Origin of the sequence: Providencia sp. M-27 (assembly GCF_011077905.1) — a bacterium.
GTDB lineage: Bacteria > Pseudomonadota > Gammaproteobacteria > Enterobacterales > Enterobacteriaceae > Providencia > Providencia huaxiensis.
In genome coordinates, this window is the sequence record NZ_JAALBT010000002.1 from 261,495 (window position 1) to 280,215 (window position 18,721).

General features: G+C 40.6%; 25 protein-coding genes. 5 read left to right on the forward strand and 20 right to left on the reverse strand.

Features of this window, described 5'->3' with window-relative positions; genetic code table 11:
* Positions 1-3 precede the first annotated feature (3 nt).
* The 8 genes from G6Q48_RS04490 to rluE all read right to left on the reverse strand — a co-directional run bounded on the left by G6Q48_RS04490 (position 4) and on the right by rluE (position 8,101).
* Positions 4-1,128 carry a ribosomal protein uL16 3-hydroxylase gene (locus tag G6Q48_RS04490; protein WP_102137746.1) on the reverse strand — a complete coding sequence of 375 codons (1,125 nt, stop codon included), beginning with the start codon at positions 1,126-1,128 and terminating at the stop codon, positions 4-6.
* A 246-nt stretch (positions 1,129-1,374) separates the two neighbouring features.
* Complete coding sequence (gene phoQ / locus G6Q48_RS04495; RefSeq protein ID WP_181490123.1) at positions 1,375-2,832, reverse strand: two-component system sensor histidine kinase PhoQ; 1,458 nt, start codon at positions 2,830-2,832, stop codon at positions 1,375-1,377.
* 1 nt (position 2,833) lies between these two features.
* Entirely contained in the window at positions 2,834-3,508 is a 675-nt protein-coding gene (gene phoP, locus G6Q48_RS04500; protein WP_125891179.1) for a two-component system response regulator PhoP, read from the reverse strand.
* Between the two features lie 240 nt (positions 3,509-3,748).
* On the reverse strand, positions 3,749-5,119 hold the full coding sequence (gene purB / locus G6Q48_RS04505; protein ID WP_166264669.1) for an adenylosuccinate lyase: 1,371 nt from the start codon (positions 5,117-5,119) through the stop codon (positions 3,749-3,751).
* Between the two features lie 17 nt (positions 5,120-5,136).
* Positions 5,137-5,763, reverse strand: coding sequence for a high frequency lysogenization protein HflD (hflD, locus tag G6Q48_RS04510; protein WP_102137750.1), 627 nt, complete (start codon positions 5,761-5,763; stop codon positions 5,137-5,139).
* Positions 5,764-5,765: 2 nt separating this feature from the next.
* Positions 5,766-6,869 carry a tRNA 2-thiouridine(34) synthase MnmA gene (gene mnmA / locus G6Q48_RS04515; protein ID WP_102137807.1) on the reverse strand — a complete coding sequence of 368 codons (1,104 nt, stop codon included), beginning with the start codon at positions 6,867-6,869 and terminating at the stop codon, positions 5,766-5,768.
* Between the two features lie 139 nt (positions 6,870-7,008).
* A complete protein-coding gene (locus G6Q48_RS04520; protein ID WP_102137751.1) occupies positions 7,009-7,458 on the reverse strand; it encodes an NUDIX hydrolase in 450 nt (149 codons plus the stop codon).
* Positions 7,451-8,101: a 23S rRNA pseudouridine(2457) synthase RluE gene (rluE, locus tag G6Q48_RS04525; protein WP_166264671.1), complete on the reverse strand. Its 651-nt coding sequence runs from the start codon at positions 8,099-8,101 to the stop codon at positions 7,451-7,453. Before rluE ends, G6Q48_RS04520 begins: the two co-directional genes overlap by 8 nt.
* A 533-nt stretch (positions 8,102-8,634) precedes the next feature.
* Between rluE and icd the strand changes: the two genes are divergently transcribed.
* Positions 8,635-9,888: an NADP-dependent isocitrate dehydrogenase gene (gene icd, locus G6Q48_RS04530; RefSeq protein ID WP_166264673.1), complete on the forward strand. Its 1,254-nt coding sequence runs from the start codon at positions 8,635-8,637 to the stop codon at positions 9,886-9,888.
* A 122-nt stretch (positions 9,889-10,010) separates the two neighbouring features.
* Here icd and G6Q48_RS04535 read toward each other — a convergent pair whose 3' ends face one another.
* The 11 genes from G6Q48_RS04535 to G6Q48_RS04585 all read right to left on the reverse strand — a co-directional run bounded on the left by G6Q48_RS04535 (position 10,011) and on the right by G6Q48_RS04585 (position 16,170).
* Entirely contained in the window at positions 10,011-11,144 is a 1,134-nt protein-coding gene (locus G6Q48_RS04535) for a phage integrase Arm DNA-binding domain-containing protein (RefSeq protein WP_166264675.1), read from the reverse strand.
* Positions 11,119-11,370: an excisionase gene (locus G6Q48_RS04540; protein ID WP_207393013.1), complete on the reverse strand. Its 252-nt coding sequence runs from the start codon at positions 11,368-11,370 to the stop codon at positions 11,119-11,121. Before G6Q48_RS04540 ends, G6Q48_RS04535 begins: the two co-directional genes overlap by 26 nt.
* Positions 11,370-11,576, reverse strand: a complete 207-nt coding sequence (locus G6Q48_RS22745) for a hypothetical protein (RefSeq protein ID WP_166264679.1) — start codon at positions 11,574-11,576, stop codon at positions 11,370-11,372. Before G6Q48_RS22745 ends, G6Q48_RS04540 begins: the two co-directional genes overlap by 1 nt.
* Before the next feature lie 239 nt (positions 11,577-11,815).
* Positions 11,816-11,983: a hypothetical protein gene (locus G6Q48_RS04550; RefSeq protein ID WP_006660851.1), complete on the reverse strand. Its 168-nt coding sequence runs from the start codon at positions 11,981-11,983 to the stop codon at positions 11,816-11,818.
* Positions 11,977-12,513 (reverse strand): HNH endonuclease signature motif containing protein, encoded by a 537-nt coding sequence (locus G6Q48_RS04555; protein WP_242685779.1) that lies wholly within the window; start codon positions 12,511-12,513, stop codon positions 11,977-11,979. Before G6Q48_RS04555 ends, G6Q48_RS04550 begins: the two co-directional genes overlap by 7 nt.
* A 53-nt stretch (positions 12,514-12,566) precedes the next feature.
* Positions 12,567-12,794, reverse strand: a complete 228-nt coding sequence (locus G6Q48_RS04560; protein WP_166264681.1) for a hypothetical protein — start codon at positions 12,792-12,794, stop codon at positions 12,567-12,569.
* Positions 12,795-12,819: 25 nt separating this feature from the next.
* The gene (locus tag G6Q48_RS04565) at positions 12,820-12,999 is read right to left on the reverse strand and encodes a hypothetical protein (protein WP_166264683.1); all 180 of its coding nucleotides are present in this window, start codon (positions 12,997-12,999) and stop codon (positions 12,820-12,822) included.
* A gap of 44 nt (positions 13,000-13,043) precedes the next feature.
* A complete protein-coding gene (locus G6Q48_RS04570) occupies positions 13,044-13,544 on the reverse strand; it encodes a siphovirus Gp157 family protein (RefSeq protein WP_166264685.1) in 501 nt (166 codons plus the stop codon).
* Entirely contained in the window at positions 13,544-15,565 is a 2,022-nt protein-coding gene (locus G6Q48_RS04575; RefSeq protein WP_166264687.1) for a hypothetical protein, read from the reverse strand. The genes G6Q48_RS04570 and G6Q48_RS04575 overlap by 1 nt, the downstream gene beginning before the upstream one ends.
* 12 nt (positions 15,566-15,577) lie before the next feature.
* Positions 15,578-15,829: a hypothetical protein gene (locus G6Q48_RS04580; protein WP_166264689.1), complete on the reverse strand. Its 252-nt coding sequence runs from the start codon at positions 15,827-15,829 to the stop codon at positions 15,578-15,580.
* Between the two features lie 8 nt (positions 15,830-15,837).
* A complete protein-coding gene (locus tag G6Q48_RS04585) occupies positions 15,838-16,170 on the reverse strand; it encodes a hypothetical protein (RefSeq protein ID WP_166264691.1) in 333 nt (110 codons plus the stop codon).
* A 551-nt stretch (positions 16,171-16,721) separates the two neighbouring features.
* On the opposite strand from G6Q48_RS04585, the gene G6Q48_RS04590 reads away from it, so the two are divergent.
* Positions 16,722-16,922, forward strand: coding sequence for a hypothetical protein (locus G6Q48_RS04590; protein ID WP_004912086.1), 201 nt, complete (start codon positions 16,722-16,724; stop codon positions 16,920-16,922).
* A 48-nt stretch (positions 16,923-16,970) separates the two neighbouring features.
* Here the strand turns inward: G6Q48_RS04590 and G6Q48_RS04595 are convergent, their stop codons facing one another.
* The gene (locus G6Q48_RS04595) at positions 16,971-17,645 is read right to left on the reverse strand and encodes an XRE family transcriptional regulator (RefSeq protein ID WP_166264695.1); all 675 of its coding nucleotides are present in this window, start codon (positions 17,643-17,645) and stop codon (positions 16,971-16,973) included.
* Between the two features lie 101 nt (positions 17,646-17,746).
* Between G6Q48_RS04595 and G6Q48_RS04600 the strand changes: the two genes are divergently transcribed.
* The 3 genes from G6Q48_RS04600 to G6Q48_RS04610 all read left to right on the forward strand — a co-directional run bounded on the left by G6Q48_RS04600 (position 17,747) and on the right by G6Q48_RS04610 (position 18,721).
* A complete protein-coding gene (locus G6Q48_RS04600) occupies positions 17,747-17,956 on the forward strand; it encodes a helix-turn-helix domain-containing protein (protein WP_004912081.1) in 210 nt (69 codons plus the stop codon).
* Between the two features lie 67 nt (positions 17,957-18,023).
* On the forward strand, positions 18,024-18,479 hold the full coding sequence (locus G6Q48_RS04605; protein WP_004912077.1) for a toxin YdaT family protein: 456 nt from the start codon (positions 18,024-18,026) through the stop codon (positions 18,477-18,479).
* Between the two features lie 17 nt (positions 18,480-18,496).
* Positions 18,497-18,721, forward strand: a complete 225-nt coding sequence (locus tag G6Q48_RS04610) for a hypothetical protein (RefSeq protein ID WP_166264698.1) — start codon at positions 18,497-18,499, stop codon at positions 18,719-18,721.

The following is an 18,721-nucleotide window of genomic DNA, read 5'->3' on the forward strand; positions in this document are numbered from 1 at the left end:
CGATTAATCATCAAAATACCAGTAACCATTATTGACGAGTGCGGTAAGCAGTGCGATAAAATTAACGTCATCAATGGCATCAGCTAAAAGTTGGCTATTAACAGCATCATAGCGACATAAGCTATCAGCGGCTTCATAACACTCAGTTTCTAAGCATTCTCCATTCACAAAAAATTGGTCGCCAACACGCAATGCCCTAAGACCATTTAATTTGTATAAGGTTTCTTGCTGAGTTTTAAGTAAATCATAGATTTCTTCTTGCTCATAAGGCGGCTCAGGTGGCGCAATGTCTAATTCATGGCGTGATTGTGAGATAAACTCACCTAGCCATTTACGAAATAGTTCAGGGTCATTAATGAGTGATCCCATCATCTCACGCAGCTTAATTTGTTCACCTTGCAAGATCTCTGCGGGGTTATCACGAAATGATAAATCGGGGTCACTATAACGGTAACTACCTAAATCGTTAGAGATTAAGTGGTCAGCAAAGCTACTGATTAATTCACGAGTATTTGGTGCACGAAAGCCAACTGAGTAATTTAATGAAGGTTCAATGGCGTAGCCTTCATGTGGAAACCCTGGTGGGATATAGAGAATATCGCCAGGTTCCATCTCTTCATCAATGATGGCATCAAAGGGTTGCACTTGCAGTAAGTCAGGATGTGGGCAGTGTTGTTTCATTGGGATTTTTTCGCCCACTCGCCAATGTCGGCGGCCTTCACCTTGAATAATAAACACATCGTATTGGTCTAAGTGAGGGCCTACACCACCACCGGGAACCGAGTAGGAGATCATTAAATCGTCCATTCGCCAGTCTGAAAGCACACGGAATGGTTTCATCAACGCAGAGCTTGGGTGATGCCAATGGTCAACAGCCTGAACTAAAATAGACCAATTTTCTTCACCGAGGTGCTCATAGTTTTCAAATGGGCCATGACCAACTTGCCAAATTCCTTCTTTATGGCTAACCAAACGGCTATCAACCTCATCTTCCATTGCCAAACCGGCAAGTTCGTCAGGTGAGATAGGATCAATAAAATTCGCAAACCCTTTTTTAATAAGCAATGGGCGCTTTTGCCAGTGACTGTCGAGAAAACTTTGCCAGTCGAGATTTAGTTTGTAATCCATCTTATTGTCCCTTGGAGCTGCTAAATATTGCTAATCTGTTTATTGCAATATACCCGGCCTTAATACTGAAAAATGACCTATATAGAATGGCATGATGCTAAATAAACTTTATGAGAAACATGGGGTGACGGTTTATCTTGGGCGTAAACAAGTTAGCCACCCTAAACGACTTTTCATAAAACACTTCACAAATAGTATACCGGAAATGCTTTGTAAAATAGGGGGCAAACGGACACATATCACAGATTAACTATCTTCAATCATAGATTGCTGCCTAAATGTGACGGATAAACGAGCACCGCCAAGAGGGCTGTCACTAATTGTGATCTCCCCGTCATATTGGTCGATAATATCCACGGCAATGGATAAGCCTAAACCTTGGCCTGGACGAAGCGTATCTGCACGTTGCCCTCGAACAAAAATTAAGCTACGTTTGCTTTCAGGTACTCCAGGACCATCATCATCAACAATTAATGTTAAGCTATCAGCTCCCGTAATAGCGCTAACCTCGACAAATTCAAGGCAATATTTACACGCATTTTCCATAATATTGCCCATCACTTCCATGAAGTCATTAGGTTGACCTAGCCAGGTTATTTCAGGAGAAACATTAACCGTAATAGAAACCCCTTTGTGCTGGTAAACTTTATGTAGGGCACTTGCAAGGCTGTCTAATATTGATGGAACAGATGAAATTTCACGTAGCATCATGTTTTCATCACCTTGCGTTGATGCGCGGTGCAAATAATAACCAACCTGCTGAGAAATACGGCCAATTTGTTCAAGCATGATAGGCTCAGCTTGTTCAATATTCATTTGTTTGCCTGAGCGAAGCAGGCGTAATGTCGACTGTAAAACAGCTAATGGCGTTTTTAAACTGTGTGTTAAATCAGAAAGTGTGGTGCGATATTTACTGTAGCGCTTTCGTTCATTCGTTAACAAAATATTAAGGTTGCGTACTAGGCCACGAAGCTCATACGGTGGGTTCTCGTCCAGTGCATCCCGTTCACCTTTTTCTAGGCTACTGAGTTGTGATACTAATGATTTAATTGGCCGTAGGCTCCAATAAGCGGCCAACCATAATAAAGGGATAACTAAAATTAAGTTAGCCAGTAAAACGTAACCAAACCACTCCCAAACTAACCCGGTATTTTGTAAGTCTTGTGGTAGGGTATCAACAACGACAATGGTGAGAGGCGGCAGGTTTTCGCTTGCTGCATATTGGTTAACGGACACGGAGTGAGTAAGCGGTTCGTCGTCATTACCCATGTCGTCTAATTTTGTGTTGAACTCGGGGTTGTCGTCTAGGAGTTGGCGAGTTTCACGAATGTCCGTATCAATTTCATATAAGCCCTCTTTTTTTAGCCAATCATTACGGATCAGCCGTTCAACGCTAGGTACATCCCGTTGGCGCCATAATACGAGACCTTGTTCATCATAAATAATAACCAAAGTAGGGTTATTTAACGTGAAATTTGGTGGAACACGAATATCAATTTTATTATTTTGCCATTGGGCTAGGCTGTAAATTAAGTTACTTTGGCTACGTAATAGAGTGTAAGTTGTTTTATCGAAACTAATTAGATACCCCAAAATTGCTACGATACCGTAAGACAAAGAGAGCGCCAAGATCACGGCTGATGTTGCACAGAGAAAACGCGCTCGTAGCGAAAGGGGCTTGAACTTAAATTTACGTAGCTTCATATTAGCCATTCACATCAAAACGATAGCCTTGGCCACGTACAGTGACAATCACATCATCACTATGGAATTGTTGAATTTTTTTGCGTAATCGGCCCATTAAAACATCGATAGTATGACTTTCTCTAAGTTCGGCATCTGGATAAAGCTGGCGCATTAACGAGTCTTTGCTAACCACTTTCCCATTGTTGCGAAGCAGTGTTTCAATGATGGTGTACTCAAAAGCAGTTAATTTGACGGTTTCACCGTTAACTGTAAATTCTTTACGTGAGAGGTCAATAACGAAATTGCCTAATTCGAGTACTTGTGAAGCGAGACCGCTATTTCTGCGCATTAAAGCTTGCATACGGGCGACCAGCTCTTCTAGTTGGAAAGGTTTCGTCACGTAGTCATCTGCACCACTGTTTAGCGCTTGTACTTTTTCTTGCCAACTTTCCCGAGCCGTCAATACTAAAAGTGGAATATTGACGTGCTCGCCACGCCAGCGTTTTATCATGGAAAGCCCGTCTTCATCAGGTAAGCCCAAATCAACTACTGCGATATCTGGGCAACTTTCGTGTAAAAAGTAGTCAGCTTCTTTTGCATCTTCAGCGGAGTCAACCTGATGACCAAGCTCTTTAAGCTGTACGGTTAAATGGTGACGAAGTAATGCATTGTCTTCGACAATAAGAATACGCATCGGAAACCCTCATATTGAAAAGAGATAGCTACAACTTACCAGATAGTAGCATTAGATACGCTATGGTAAAAAGAGTTCTGAACAACGACAAGGGATTAAGTAAATATAAATCAAACGAACCGGAAAAATAGTTTATCTATATTTATCTCTAGATAATTTAGCATGAGGGATAGAACGGGGAATTCAGAATGGTAATTAAAAAAGGCGACTTAGAAGCCGCCCAATTTGACACTATTGAGACTATTTTAGCTCGTCAATAAAAGTGACAGCGTAACCGATGTAGTTAGCCGGTGTCATCTCTTTCAAACGTGCTTTTTCATGCTCTGGCAATTCTAAACTATCAATGAATTGTTTCATCCCTTCAGCGGTAACGCGTTTGCCACGGGTCAATTCTTTGAGTTTTTCATATGGTTTTTCAATGCCATAACGGCGCATTACGGTTTGAATCGGCTCAGCTAGTACTTCCCAGTTTTGGTCTAATTCATCCAGTAAATGCTGTTCATTAACTTCTAATTTGTTTAGGCCTTTCATGGTTGATTGATAAGCAATCAATGCATAACCTAAGCCGACACCGAGATTACGTAATACTGTCGAGTCCGTTAAGTCACGCTGCCAGCGAGAAACTGGAAGTTTGCTTGCTAAATGGCCTAAGACGGCATTTGCTAACCCTAAGTTACCTTCAGAGTTTTCAAAATCAATCGGGTTTACTTTGTGTGGCATAGTGGAAGAGCCAATTTCACCAGCGATTGTTTTTTGTTTGAAGTGATTTAATGCGATATAGCCCCAAATATCACGGTCGAAATCTAACACGATTGTGTTAAAACGAGCGACACAATCAAATAACTCAGCAATATAGTCATGAGGTTCAATTTGTGTGGTGAATGGGTTCCATTGAATGCCTAAAGACGTAACGAAGGTTTCGCTAAATTCGTGCCAATTCACTTCAGGGTAAGCGACCATATGTGCATTATAGTTACCAACTGCACCATTGATTTTACCTAAAATTTCAACTTGTTGTAGCTGGCGGAATTGGCGTTCCAAACGATAAGAAACGTTGGCAAACTCTTTACCAATGGTGGAAGGCGTTGCAGGTTGGCCGTGAGTACGTGATAGTAACGGCAAATTGCGGTACTCATGAGCCATTGTTTTGATTTTATCAATAATTTGACGCCATTGTGGCAGTAATACTTCTTCGCGAGCGGTTTTCAGCATCAATGCATGCGAAAGGTTATTGATATCTTCTGAAGTACAAGCGAAGTGAATAAATTCAGAAACGGCATGAAGAGCAGGGATGTTTGCCACTTTTTCTTTTAGGAAGTATTCTACGGCCTTCACATCATGGTTGGTTGTGCGTTCAATTTCTTTGATACGCATTGCATCTTTTTCACCGAAGTTCGCGACAATTTCATCTAAGTAAGCGATTGCGTCAGCATCAAATGAAGGAACTTCTTTGATTTGAGCGGTTGCAGCCAGTTTTTGTAGCCAGCGAACTTCAACTTGCACGCGAAATTTCAGTAAACCAAACTCACTAAAAATAGTGCGTAAAGTGCTGACTTTATCACCGTAACGGCCGTCAATCGGGGATACAGCGGTCAGTGAGGATAATTCCATTGGTAGCAACTCCAGATTTAAAGGTGAGACAAAATATCTTTCGCCTGATTAGCCAGACGACTGCGAGAGAACATGAGTTGGATACGACTTCCGCCAACTTGTTGCCAAAGCACCGCGCAGCGAATACCTGCGAGTAAAGTGGCTCTAACTTTTGCTTGAACTAACGTATTCTTTAGAATATCAGGGGAACCTGTGACTTGAATTCGAGGTCCCGCAGGGCTGACTACGTCCACGTAAATACCCGCAAGCGCGTTAAATACACCTTCAGAAAGTGGCTCAAAATAATCAGCTTGGCGTTCGAATTGCTCAATACGTTGGCCAAGTTGGTTCATCGCTTCTTGGTTTTTATTGAGACGACGCTCGAGTGCCATAATACTTAACATATAGCGTGTCATTTCAGCGGATAAACCACTGTTGCCGCCTGTTAACATGCCTAACAGGGCACTGAGTCCCGTTTTTAAATTTTCGGTATCATTACCAAAGACATCCAAAGTGGATTTTGGATTCATATTGGTGAGGCAATTGACCATGGTTTCAGTGTCTTTCTCAAGACAAACACCTTCATGTGCAAGTTTTTGAACCATTGCGCTTGCTTGGCAGATACCCGCTAAAGCAAGCGTAATGTCATAATAGTTTTTTGCCACATTTACTCCTGAATACGGGCTTCAATAATACCGCCACCGAGACAAACTTCATCGATATAAAATACAGCAGATTGACCAGGAGTGACAGCCGCAACTGGGTAATCAAAAGCGACTTCAATGCGTTCATCACTTAGTGGGGTAATAGTACAAGGAATATCCGCTTGGCGATAACGTGTTTTTACAACGCAACGTAGCGGCTCAGTCATTGTTTTTCGGTCAACCCAATGTAACTGCTGGGCAATTAACCCAACAGACATTAAACGAGGGTGTTCATGGCCTTGCGCAACGATAAGAATATTGTTTTCAACGTCTTTATCGACAACATACCAAGGTTCTTCAGACCCCTCTTTTGTACCGCCGATACCTAAACCTTTACGTTGACCTAAAGTGTGGTACATCAAACCTTCATGTTGGCCAATGGTTTCGCCATCGACAGTCACAATAGGGCCGGGTTGAGCGGGTAAGTAGCGGCCTAAAAAGTCGCGAAATTTACGCTCGCCAATAAAACAGATGCCAGTTGAATCTTTTTTCTTCGCTGTAATCAGGCCAATTTCTTCAGCGATGCGACGAACTTCAGGTTTTTCCAGTTCGCCAACAGGGAACAGACTTTTAGCAACTTGTTCATGGCTTAATGTATATAAAAAATAGCTTTGGTCTTTATTGCCATCTAAACCGCGTAATAACTGGCTTTTTCCGTCAACATCGCGGCGGCGAACATAGTGACCAGTGGCGATGTAATCTGCGCCTAAGTCTTCAGCAGCAAACTCTAAGAAAGCTTTAAACTTGATTTCTTTGTTGCAGAGGATATCTGGGTTTGGTGTGCGACCTGCTTTATATTCAGTTAAAAAATGTTCGAAAACATTGTCCCAGTACTCAGCAGCGAAATTAATGGTATGAAGTTCAATACCCAGTTTGTCACACACGGCTTGCGCATCAGCAAGATCAGCCGCAGCCGAGCAATATTCTGTGTCGTCATCTTCTTCCCAGTTCTTCATAAACAGACCAGCAACCTGATACCCTTGTTGCTGTAGCAAGTAAGCGGATACAGAGGAGTCAACACCACCGGACATCCCGACGATGACTTTTTTTTGGCTGTTATCTGACATGGTACTATTATTTGACATGGAAATATCTCACTGCGGAAAAATCAAGCCCCATACTTTAGCATGTTGTTCCCGCATTACACCAGAGTTAGAGGGGAATATTATTGCTTGGTGAAGATTTCACCAAGCAGAAGTTAAGGGCTTAAAGGTAATGATCACCGTAAGCCGTTAAGATATCTAAAGGATAATGCTTTCCTGTGAGAAAACAGCGCAAACTTTCAGCAACTAATGGCGAGCGTAAGCAGCTGCTATGTAAAATTTCTTCGGCCGTTAGCCAGTGGCATTCGCTAATATCACTGTCTTGTGGTTGTGTTTCACAAAGGGAACCAAGTTCTACGGCGAATAAAAAGCGGATAAACTGGGTTTTATCTGGGGCAATCCATTGATGAATTTTAATTAATTGCGTTGGTGTGGCTTTTATTCCAGTTTCTTCCAGCAACTCACGTTCAGCGGCCTGCAAAATAGTCTCATTCGCTTCTAAATGCCCAGCAGGTTGATTCCACGTGGGTTTGTTATTTATCCACTCTTCCACGACTAAAAACTTGCCTTGAGCATGCACGACAGTTGCTACAGTCACATTAGGTTTAAACAACAGTTACCTCCTTCCATTCGCCAACTGAAAGATTTCCCAAATTAAATTCACCAATTTGATAGCGAATTAGCCTAAGTGTTGGAAAACCTATATTTGCCGTCATACGACGGACTTGCCGATTACGTCCTTCATATAAGGTGATTTTTAACCAACTGGTCGGGATATTTTTGCGTTCCCGTATAGGTGGGTTTCTTGGCCATAACCATTCTGGTTCGCCAACTAACTCGATGCCTGCGGGGAGCGTTGGACCATCATTTAACACCAGCCCTTGCCGAAATTTTAGCAGCGCCTCTTCATCAGGGAGCCCTTCTACTTGAGCATAGTATATTTTCCCTGTTTTTTTCTGTGGTTGTGTTAAACGCGCCTGTAGCTTTCCATCATTGGTTAAAATTAAAAGCCCCTCACTGTCCCTATCAAGGCGTCCTGCTGCGTATACATCGGTGATTGGAATATATTTTTTTAATGTATCGCGGCCTTGTTCATCAGTAAATTGAGGTAAAACATCAAAGGGTTTGTTAAATAAAATGATTTTAGTTGATGTTTGCGAACTAACCGAAACCCGTTTAGCTTTATGTTTTAAAGCGGTAGGCCTCGGTGAGTAGCGGTTTTTCTTCGAAACGGATTTCGTGTTCGGTCTGTTCATGGCCATTCAATAAGAATTTATAATTTGTGGTTATTTACCGCATCTAGTGTAGGAGATTTAACGGTTGGATCCTAGGAGGTATTTTTTCATGGCGATGTAATATTTAATTAACAACTTTAAAAACATTTAAATCAATAAAAACAATTTTCTATTTAAAAATAAGTACATATGAGTTTATTTGGATGGTGATAGTGTGAGCAAAACGTATTTTTAATTTGAGTTAACTTGCTAATATTATTTTTTGTAGGGAAGTACTTTAATCAAAATCAAGTCACTCGCTCAAATGAGTCTTTGACAACTTTTCATCGCGGTTTGATTTATTTTCAATAATAGAATACTTAAATTAATTTATTGATTTAAAAGTGTTTATAAAGAGTTATTCGATTAACTTACAAGATAAAACAGTACGTTAAATGCGATCGGCATTGAAGCTTAGATGAGTAATCATTGGCGTTCGACGCAGATTGAAGTAGTATTGACACGTCTCTTACAAAAAATTAACAAGCAAAATACGCAAGTGAAAGGAGAGGTTAATGGAAAGCAAAGTAGTAGTTCCGGCAGAAGGCGCTAAAATTACCATTGATGCAAAAGGCAAACTAAACGTTCCGAACAACCCAATTATCCCTTATATCGAAGGTGACGGCATTGGTATCGATGTTACACCAGCAATGTTAAAAGTGGTTGATGCGGCAGTTAAAAAAGCCTACAACGGTGAGCGCAAAATTTCTTGGATGGAAGTTTACACCGGTGAAAAATCTACACAAATTTATGGTAAAGATGTTTGGTTACCAGAAGAAACCCTCGATTTAATCCGTGATTACCGTGTTTCAATTAAAGGTCCTTTAACAACTCCTGTTGGTGGTGGTATTCGTTCCCTGAACGTTGCACTACGTCAACAACTTGACCTGTATATCTGTTTACGTCCTGTTCGCTACTATAAAGGCACTCCAAGCCCAGTTAAACAACCTGAATTGACGGATATGGTTATTTTCCGTGAAAACTCTGAAGATATCTATGCAGGTATTGAGTGGAAAGCGGGTAGTGCAGAAGCAGACAAAGTTATTAAATTCCTGAAAGATGAAATGGGTGTGACTAAAATCCGTTTCCCACAAGATTGTGGTATTGGTATTAAGCCTTGTTCTGAAGAAGGTACAAAGCGTTTAGTTCGTGCAGCTATTGAATATGCTATTGATAACGGCCGTGATTCAGTGACTTTAGTTCATAAAGGTAACATTATGAAATTCACTGAAGGTGCATTTAAAGATTGGGGATACCAATTAGCACAAGAGGAATTCGGTGGTGAATTATTAGATGGCGGCCCATGGGTTAAAATTAAAAACCCTAAAACAGGCAAAGATATCATTGTTAAAGATGTTATTGCAGATGCTTTCTTACAACAAATCCTGCTGCGCCCAGCTGAATACGATGTTATCGCGTGTATGAACCTAAATGGTGACTACATTTCTGATGCATTAGCAGCACAAGTTGGTGGTATCGGTATTGCTCCAGGTGCGAATATTGGTTCTGAGTGTGCATTATTCGAAGCAACGCACGGTACTGCACCAAAATATGCGGGCCAAGATAAGGTAAACCCAGGCTCTATCATTCTCTCTGCTGAGATGATGTTACGCCACATGGGCTGGGTTGAAGCGGCAGACTTAATCGTTAAAGGTATGGAAGGCGCAATCGCGGCTAAGACTGTAACTTACGATTTCGAACGTCAATTAGAAGGCGCTAAATTACTGAAATGTAGCGAATTCGGCGACGCAATCATTAAACACATGTAATTTATTACGTAGTGTGAATAAAAACGGGAGCCTAAAAACTCCCGTTTATTTTTTGTTCAATTAAATTCTTCCCCAAAACTCCCCCAAAACTCTTCCCCAAAACGGTTCAAAAAACAGGCTATCTAGATCGCAATAATTTGCCATTCTTTGCCTCGGTCATCATTATATTTATCAGTCATTTTCTGTGACTTATGACCAAGGAGTTTCTGAGTATTGATGCCTTGTTCTCTATAGAGTCTTTCAGATAAAGAACGTTGTTCATGAAATGAAGGTGCTGATCTTTCTGGCCATGTTAACCCACATTTATCTCTCGCTTTCTTAAAGGTTGTGGTTAATGTGTTTGCTGTAACTTGTTCACCGCGCTGTGCTTGAGAAGTTGTATGGCGATAGTGCACAAGATACTGGCTAAGAACGGTATCACGACATTTTGAAATAACTTGTTTAAGTGTCATATCAATTGCATCACACTTAATTGACAGAGGAATAGCTAATTTAGATCCAGTTTTCTCTTGTTCAATGTGCAACATATCATCCCAAATATCTGAAAATTTCATTTTGGCTATATCACCTATGCGCTGACCTGTTACAAGTGCTAGTAACATTCCGCACTGCAAATATGGCGGATGGTTTTCGGCTTGTTCATAAATAACTTTCCACTCTTCGAACGTTAGACGTTCACGTTTTACTCTATTTCGAGGCTGTTTTGTCGCAAGGGCAGGGTTATAACCAGGAGGAACGTGACCTGCATGCTGTGCTTCCTTAAATACATCTATTAAAACCATACGTACTACTTGGGCCATTCGGTCATGACCTAAGGCTTTCACTGAATCAGTTATTTTAGCTATTTCCAACGCTGTGATGTCTTTAAGTGAAAATAATCCACAGTGTTGCTTGAATAAATTAATAGGCTTAATTTTTTGTTTGTATGAATTAGGTTTTAATTCACCAAGCTCAACGCGCTCTTGTTGTATTTCTAAATATTTATCTACCCAATTAGAAACGCTGATCCCTATTTTTTTATTTTTGATATTTGATAGGCGATCATTAATGCTTAAAATTTGCTTTGTTTGTTGTTCTGCAATAATTGTATTTGCCTGTGATGCCACTAGAGCTGCTTCATCGGCATCTGTACCGAGGCTGTGAAATACTCCAGTTAAAGGATGTTTGTATTGCCAATATGTCTTTCCATTTCGTTTATCTAATTTTCGATATAGATTTGGAATGGTGATTTTATGAGAACGAGGTCTTGCTGCCATCTGATAAGATCCTCAGTAATTTTTCATTTGCCTGTGTTGGTAATTGAGGTTTAGTGACTAAACCTACATACCTCGAATCACGGTCTATCATCCAACGTTTACCAACCTTTAAAGCCGGCGGGATCATCATGTTGGCTTTGGCGTATTTAATTAAGACTTGCTGAGTTGGTGCGCTATCGCCAAATTCTAATTGTGCCCATGCTTCTAGTTTAATCATTCGAGACATCATAGCCTCCTGTGATATTTTCTTTCATCTTGGTCTTGCCTCATCATCGACAAAATAATCGTATCTGCGGTATTACAAGCACGTTTTATTTCAGCTTCAGTGCATGGTCTGTTTTTTACACTTGCAGCTAACTTGCCTAATTTAATATCGAATTCAGTTAATAATTGTTCCTCGGGCGCCCAAGGGGTTAGTTGTGGTTGTTTCATGGCGGCTACTCATTATTGAATAAACCGCCATATTAATTATTACTAAAGAACAAAACTGATTAAGCTTAATCAGTTTTTAGCCGGTATAACCGAGTCAACCGGGTAACACTCTGCGATTTTCCCTTTGCCGGCTTCAATTTCTCTATCGATTAAACAATTAATTTCATCAGGATAGATATAACCATATGGCTCAAACTGACAATTTATTGCACTACATACGAGTAAAAATAAACCAAACATTATTTCCCACCTTGCTGCTTCGATACCGGTGGCTGTATTTCAATTTTGATATTTGCCGGCAAATCATAGGAGACTTTGCAGCGGCGGTCAGTTGAAATAAAACCGTACGATCCATCAGGTAAGATAATTTTCACTTCCTGGTCTTTTTGATGCACATGTCTTAGCATTGGTCTTGCCTCTTGGTTCGGTCATGAATTGCAATTTTGATTCTGGCCAATTGCAATACAGTCGGTTTATGTTCAGCAGATGCTCCTGAAAAGTATCTATTGATGATTGCATGCTCTTTTATTGAAATAATCATCAAATTAGCGATATCACAGTTTTGCTTATTATCATCAATAAACTTAATTACATGTCCGCAGGGGATCGGGCCGTTATGCTGTTCCCAAATTAGTCTATGTTTTAATTCCCACTTGGAAGGTTCGGCTATTTTTACTTTGACATAGCCATCTTGTGTTAAGGCTTCGGTACCTACAAGCTGGCGGTTATGTGGTTTTCTTCCCCTTTTAAATGACCCACTGTTAGGCTTTACTAGCCCTTTAGTGCCTTTATTGTAGGGAGTGTTACCCTTGCTAAATTTGCCCGAACGGCCAACATTCAACCCCAAGCGCTTACGGAATCCATTAATGGCCTCGCGTGTGCGTTCCGTATTAAATTCCTGATTAAAACGTTTAGTTAACTCATCTAAGCGCAACATATAGTTTGCATACATCCAATTGCACATTTGCTTGGTATAAGTAAACCTAGCCATCATTTCACCTCTAAATAACTTGGTGATTGCTTAATCTGGTCGTTATATTTTAACCGGCTGACAGTTAACGCTAATTGCCCGTTGTGAATAATTTGTGACGCAACAGCAGAGACGGCTTGAGCGCGTTTAATTTCTTCTGTTAATTCATTACCCTTTAAATCTTCATCAGATAAACGCTCTAGTTGAGCAAATAAATGATTATGTAAGTCTTCTAAATTATTTTTCATAATCTATACCCCGTGACATGTCACGCTAATGAATAACAACGGTTTGTGTTGGGTAACCCAGTTGTAGTAAAACCGCTTTTTTTACCATCGCCAGCGTACGTTCTTCTTGGGTTGTCACATGTTCAGTTGTATCGGTAGACCACTCTACGCTGCACTTATTGCTTGCTTCATCGTGAGTAATAATCACTTCAAGTTTCATAGCCATAATGTCTCTCCTGATAATGCGCCCAGTAATGGGCGCTATAGATATTAACGAACCATCAATGAACGGTCACCGACTTCTAAGTGAGCACCAGGAACGTCGATACCATTTTCAATCGCCTCTTTAATTGCTTTTTTGTCGGGCGCCGTAATGGTTTGAACATCAACGAGAGCATCGGGAAGAGCCGCTTCATTATCAATGATGACTCGAACAACACCGGCGCGAGCCGTGAAAGTATTCTTAGTTGTTTTTAGCTTATCCATGCCTGAAGTTAACAGGCAATCCAACGCGTATTTTTTGAGGTTCTTAACCTGATTCTCGAAGGATTTTTTGCGATCAGCTAAGCGTTTGGATTCCTCATCCAATGTCTTGGCTTGCCCCTCTAAATTACGGGCATGAAGCATAATTGCATCGAGCTTATCGCCTAGCTCACCTTCAATACCTTCTAGCGTATCGGCGATATCCTCGGGGGAGAACTCACCAGTCTCAACGAGTTGTTGTAATTTGCTGTAGTCAGCAGCCATTGCAATGGCAGTTGTCTTGGTCATTAGATTGCCTCTTCTTTCTGATTAAGTTGGTCTAAACACTCTTTTTCAATTTCATTTAACCGGCGTAAACGACCGTTTAAATATCTTTCATATTCAGTATCACCACGTTGTTTAGCTAATTTAGCGTGGGTTGAGATTTCACGGGTAAGGGTTGAAGTAATACCACGTAATTCGTTTGCGGTGACAGCACTGCGCATAGTCTCAGTGTGTCGAGAGAATTTCTCATCTAACTCTTTACGAACGCGAGTTGTATCTTCAGCATTGTCTGTCGCTGCTTTGATTTCATACTCGAGCTTATTGCTTGCAACATATTCAGGGTTATCATGCATACCCATGAATACATCAGAACTAAAGCCAAGCATAGATAAGGCTTTTTTGATTGCATCGGTGAGAGATTTCTTAATGGCTTCACCATCAACTTTCATGCCGTATTGAGTTTGGTACCGGTAAGGGGTGGCGCCATAACTTTCAAATTCGCCACGGGTTTCACATTCGATGATGTACCAAAAACGGATTTTGATTGAATGGTTTTGTTCGCAGAATAAAGATCCGTCACCATCACGTAAGAATCTAGTCGCGACTTGTTTGTTTCGCTCATCAAGAACAGGTTCTACAAGTGGCTTTCCATCAATCAGTTTTTCTTCAATAACTTCATATCCCCAACCTTCGCCAATAGGGCCGAATATCTCGGTAGCACGCATGAACATGTAAGTGCTGTTTATGCTAGTACCAACGAACCCCATACCTTCTAAAGGCTTGGTAAAACGTGCATCGGTACGTTGTACACGCTTCCAAATGCTGAGATTATCGCTATCGCCTTTATTAAGAACTTCATCTAATACAGAGGCGCGCTGTTGGAAATCATCTTGTTGAACATTGGTGACCTCAACTACCGGCTCAACTGAATGGTTAACAACAGTCGCTTGAGCTTGTTCGGTTTCTATAATAACTTCGTTCACAGGCTCTTTTTCTGTTTTAGCCGGCGAATCTTTTTTCTTACTCGAGCGTTTTTGTTTTTCTGGTTTAGCGGGTCCAGCTTCTTCTTTTGTTGTTTCATCATTAGCTGGCTTAGCATCTAAATTGTCAACGGCAAAACGACCACTACCGAGTGAGGTTACTTTAGGGCTATTGGTACCAAGTTTTGAATCAATAAACGCTTTACGGGCATTCGCATCATCAAATAGTTCAGGCTTCTCGCGTGCTTCTGTTACTAGTGCAAATATGTTTTGACGTGGGATATCTAGGATGCTAGGGAATGTACGCAAATCCATAGATAAGCGCTTCCAAGGTTTATCTTCAGTGCTGATAAGTTCTTTTGCTTTACGAATATCTGCACTTTTTGCATCGCTTGGTTTAATGTCCAAGAGTGCGAGGGCAATTTCGAGATCAAGTGCGGCATAATCACGTTTAAGGACAGGCTCGTCCTCAACGGGAGGAAGTTCAGGTTCCTCGGTTAACCAACTTTCACCAAGCGCCTTAGCATCTTCGATGGTGACATTATCGTCAGCATGCTCATAAACCGCCTGTGCAATTTCCATCGTGGCTTCAGCATCCATCAATGAAACTTTGGTGATTTCAGCAAGGCCAGTAGCAATATTACGAACTTTCGGGTCCTCTGTACTTTCATTGAGATACTTCAATGTGAAAGTGTATTGCTTATCAGTAATTTGAGTTTTACCAAACATCAGCAAAGCAGCTACGCGAGGTTTAGTAGCAAGTTTTTTAAATTCTTTATACTTAACTGGTTGCCATTTCTCACCGTCAAACTCATTTTCAACAGCAAATTTTTCATCGAACTGATCGAGTGCAGGGCGGGGCGAACCAACCGCGTCTTCACAAATGATAGGTTCATCAACGTTGAAGTTATCCATCGAATCAGGGAAAACCTCAGATAGCTTAATCATTGCAGTTGCAGCAGCAATTTTAGCATTTGCAGGATTGAGAGCTATTGTTAACGGTACTGCACCGTTATTAGTGCGAGCCTCGGTCGTAGGCTCAAATACACAGATAAATGTTGTCATTGGTCATGCCTCTTATTTTCCAGACTTGGCGAGCTTGATAGCTCGTTTTATTCCAGCTTGTTTAATGGTGGTTTGTTTATACTTTCCCTTTACTGGGTTTGAATAAGCAGTACCAGTTAATGGGTAATATTCAACTTGTCGCTTGCCACCGATAATAGAAATGTGTTGAGTACCAGAACTAAAATCACAGTTATTTTTATGTTCAATGACTGATAGTTCGGCATCTAGTACCGCATCAATAGCTAAGTTAACAGCATCCATCATATTCACCGTTAATAAGGGATTTGTTCATCAATTTTAGAAATAGGCTTGCCCTCTAAACAGAGAAGCATTTGGATCTTGTCTTCCAATAAGCTTGATTTCACCTGTGCATCAGCAAGAATTTTGTTTTGCTCGGCTTTGAGTGAATCAATCTCTAATTGAACTAGCTCAGTGTTTGATGGAGCAGTAAAGGGAATGTCGATAGTATGCTCTGCAATGACAAAGCCTAAACCAGATTCAATATCATATTTGAATGGATAAGGGCGGTATTTGTATGAACCGTCAAATTGCTTTTGTGCGTGGATATAAAGCGTAACACTTAGGGTTTTAGGTTGTGCTTTCATAGCAGCTCCTTTAAAATAGTGGTGATCAGTGATTTATCATTGGTCTTGCCTCTTCTAGCGTTTGGTCGCGCTAGTAGAACTCTCGGTTAGCTTTGGTCGGCGACCCGAGGTAAAGGAACCCACTTCGGTGGGTTTTTTTACGCCTGTAAATTAATGCCCGTCTTTCCGAGCTGTCAGGTCTTGCCTTGTAGCTTTGGTCGGTAATTAAATTCCCTGGTACTGCAAAAATTCGCTGTTACATCGTGGTAATCATGAAAGGTCGTGATGAGATCTTTGGTTCTCCTCCGACATAACAGCAAAACTAAATTTGGTTTGAACACCTATCAAAACACTTGCTGTATTTGTTTCGATGCATGCAATGATATGCATTAAACAAATATGCGTCAAGCGCATATTTGCGTGATGGGCATAATTAATTAGGTTTTTATTCACATCGATATGATTCTTATATAAAAATATTTTCCTTTGGGACGGTTAATATTGTATTTTTACTATTAATTGAATGAAAATTAATCTTAAATAACTAATGGGAAATTTAATCGAGGTGGTATATGAACTTGGATGAAGAAAAAATAAGACATGTGGTATCTGAGGTAGGTCAGGCAACTATTCGGTTACTAATGAATAGTGAAACTATAACTAAAGAAATGTTAATTGATGAACTAGAGCGCTATAGAAAAGAGGTGACAAACACCTTACATAAAGGTGCGTTACGCGACGCAGCTCAAGTAGTTAGAAGTATTAAATCATAATGAACAAAACAAAGCCCTCGGTACAATATGCACGGAGGGCTAGAATGCTTATTTAACTAAAGGAGGGACAAGGGTTAGTGGTTGTTCTCTATCACATTTGTCTATATATTTCGTGGGCTTAACTATGGCCGAAACGTAGTGCATTTTATCTACTTGGCTAGGCTCTAGTGTTATTGGTTTGTGAGCATTATTAATACTAGTGAATTGGTAGTCACCGTCTCTTGTTTTGTTAAAAATCTTTATCATGTTATGACCTTCGACAGTTCTAACAAACACTTCATCACCAGTCCTGACATTTGTATTTGGCTCAACAACGACATATTCTCCCGATTGTATCCGAGGCCACATACTATCACCTCTGACTTTTAGTCCATAAGCTTCCTTGTCATCGCTGTATATCTTTAACCAGCCATTATGGGATTCAATCATATCCACTGCACCATCAACACCAAGAAATGCCTCACCTATAACTTGGACCATCCCTGATGGAACTTTGCCAATATATTCAATATCATCTGATTGAGTTGGGGTTTCAGAAAAAAGTTCTGAAACAGTAACTCCTAATGCTGATGCAATTTTTACCAAGGTGTTTTCGCTATAGCCTTGAACATTTCTTTCGAGCCGAGAGATATTGCCCACATCGCTATTAATAGCGGTGGCTAAATCAAGGATTGTCATTCCTTTACTTTTGCGAATTTCTCTGATCTTTGTTCCAATTTTCATTCTGTTATTCAACTTTATTTATGCGTATCACACAAAGCGTATTGCGCATATTTGATTGTGTGTTAATATGCGCGGTACGCATTAAAAATTAAGAGGCGGTTATGCAAACACCATTAAGAAGAATTCGTATTGAAAAGCAGCTGACTATTTCTGAAGTTGCAAATGCAATTAATTGCGATGTGGGAAATTTAAGCCGATTGGAGCGAGGTGCTCAAGCCGCCTCATTAGAATTGGCTGAAAAGCTTGTAAAATTTTATGGCGAAAAAATCACAGAAATGCAAATTCTATATCCTAAACGGTACATGAAATAACATTACCAAATAACGATTTTAAAAACTGATTCTTAATAATCAATTTTGCGACAGGAGACGCGAGTAGATGAATTTTGATATCGATATTGTCCGATCCGAAATTGAGGACTGGGCGGCGGAGCAAGGTCAAGAGCATGTAGCTATTGAAGTTAGCCGTGCTTATTTACGCATTGTAAAAAACAGGTCACAAGGGCGTTTGCATGTGATTGAAGACGAATCGGGTAGGGCTGATTGGAAAGCGATTAATAATAACCGGCAACAGATATTTCGTTGGTTGCGTGGTGATTCCCCCGCATCTATCAGAAAAATAGCTGAGTTAATGCCGGCAATAGAAATTGCATTACCGGCTTCACGACTCGCCCGGGTTCGAGGTGATACAAAAAATTACCTAGCTTCAATTGCAATACAGCGATTTGCCGAGGCAATTAGCGAAATTTTATTAGAGGGTCGTGACATGTCACACCATATTAATAATGCAGTCATTGCGTTAAATGCGATACCACGTCAGACCAGCGTGCATTAATTCAAGAGGCAAGACCAATGCTAAGAACAATTGAGAAAATCACCTATCGCAATGGTTTTTTGTTGAACGGAAAACCGGCTGATAGAGAGAAAGTCGAAGACGTTTTCGAAGGTAGAAGAGCAGCTGCGCTAAGTGTTTGGGAACAGTACGAACAACAAAAGCAAAAGCTGCTCTCAAAAAAGCTGACGCCTGAGCAATACCAGAACGCTTGTCGCGACATTGCACGCGCACTGGGGGTATAA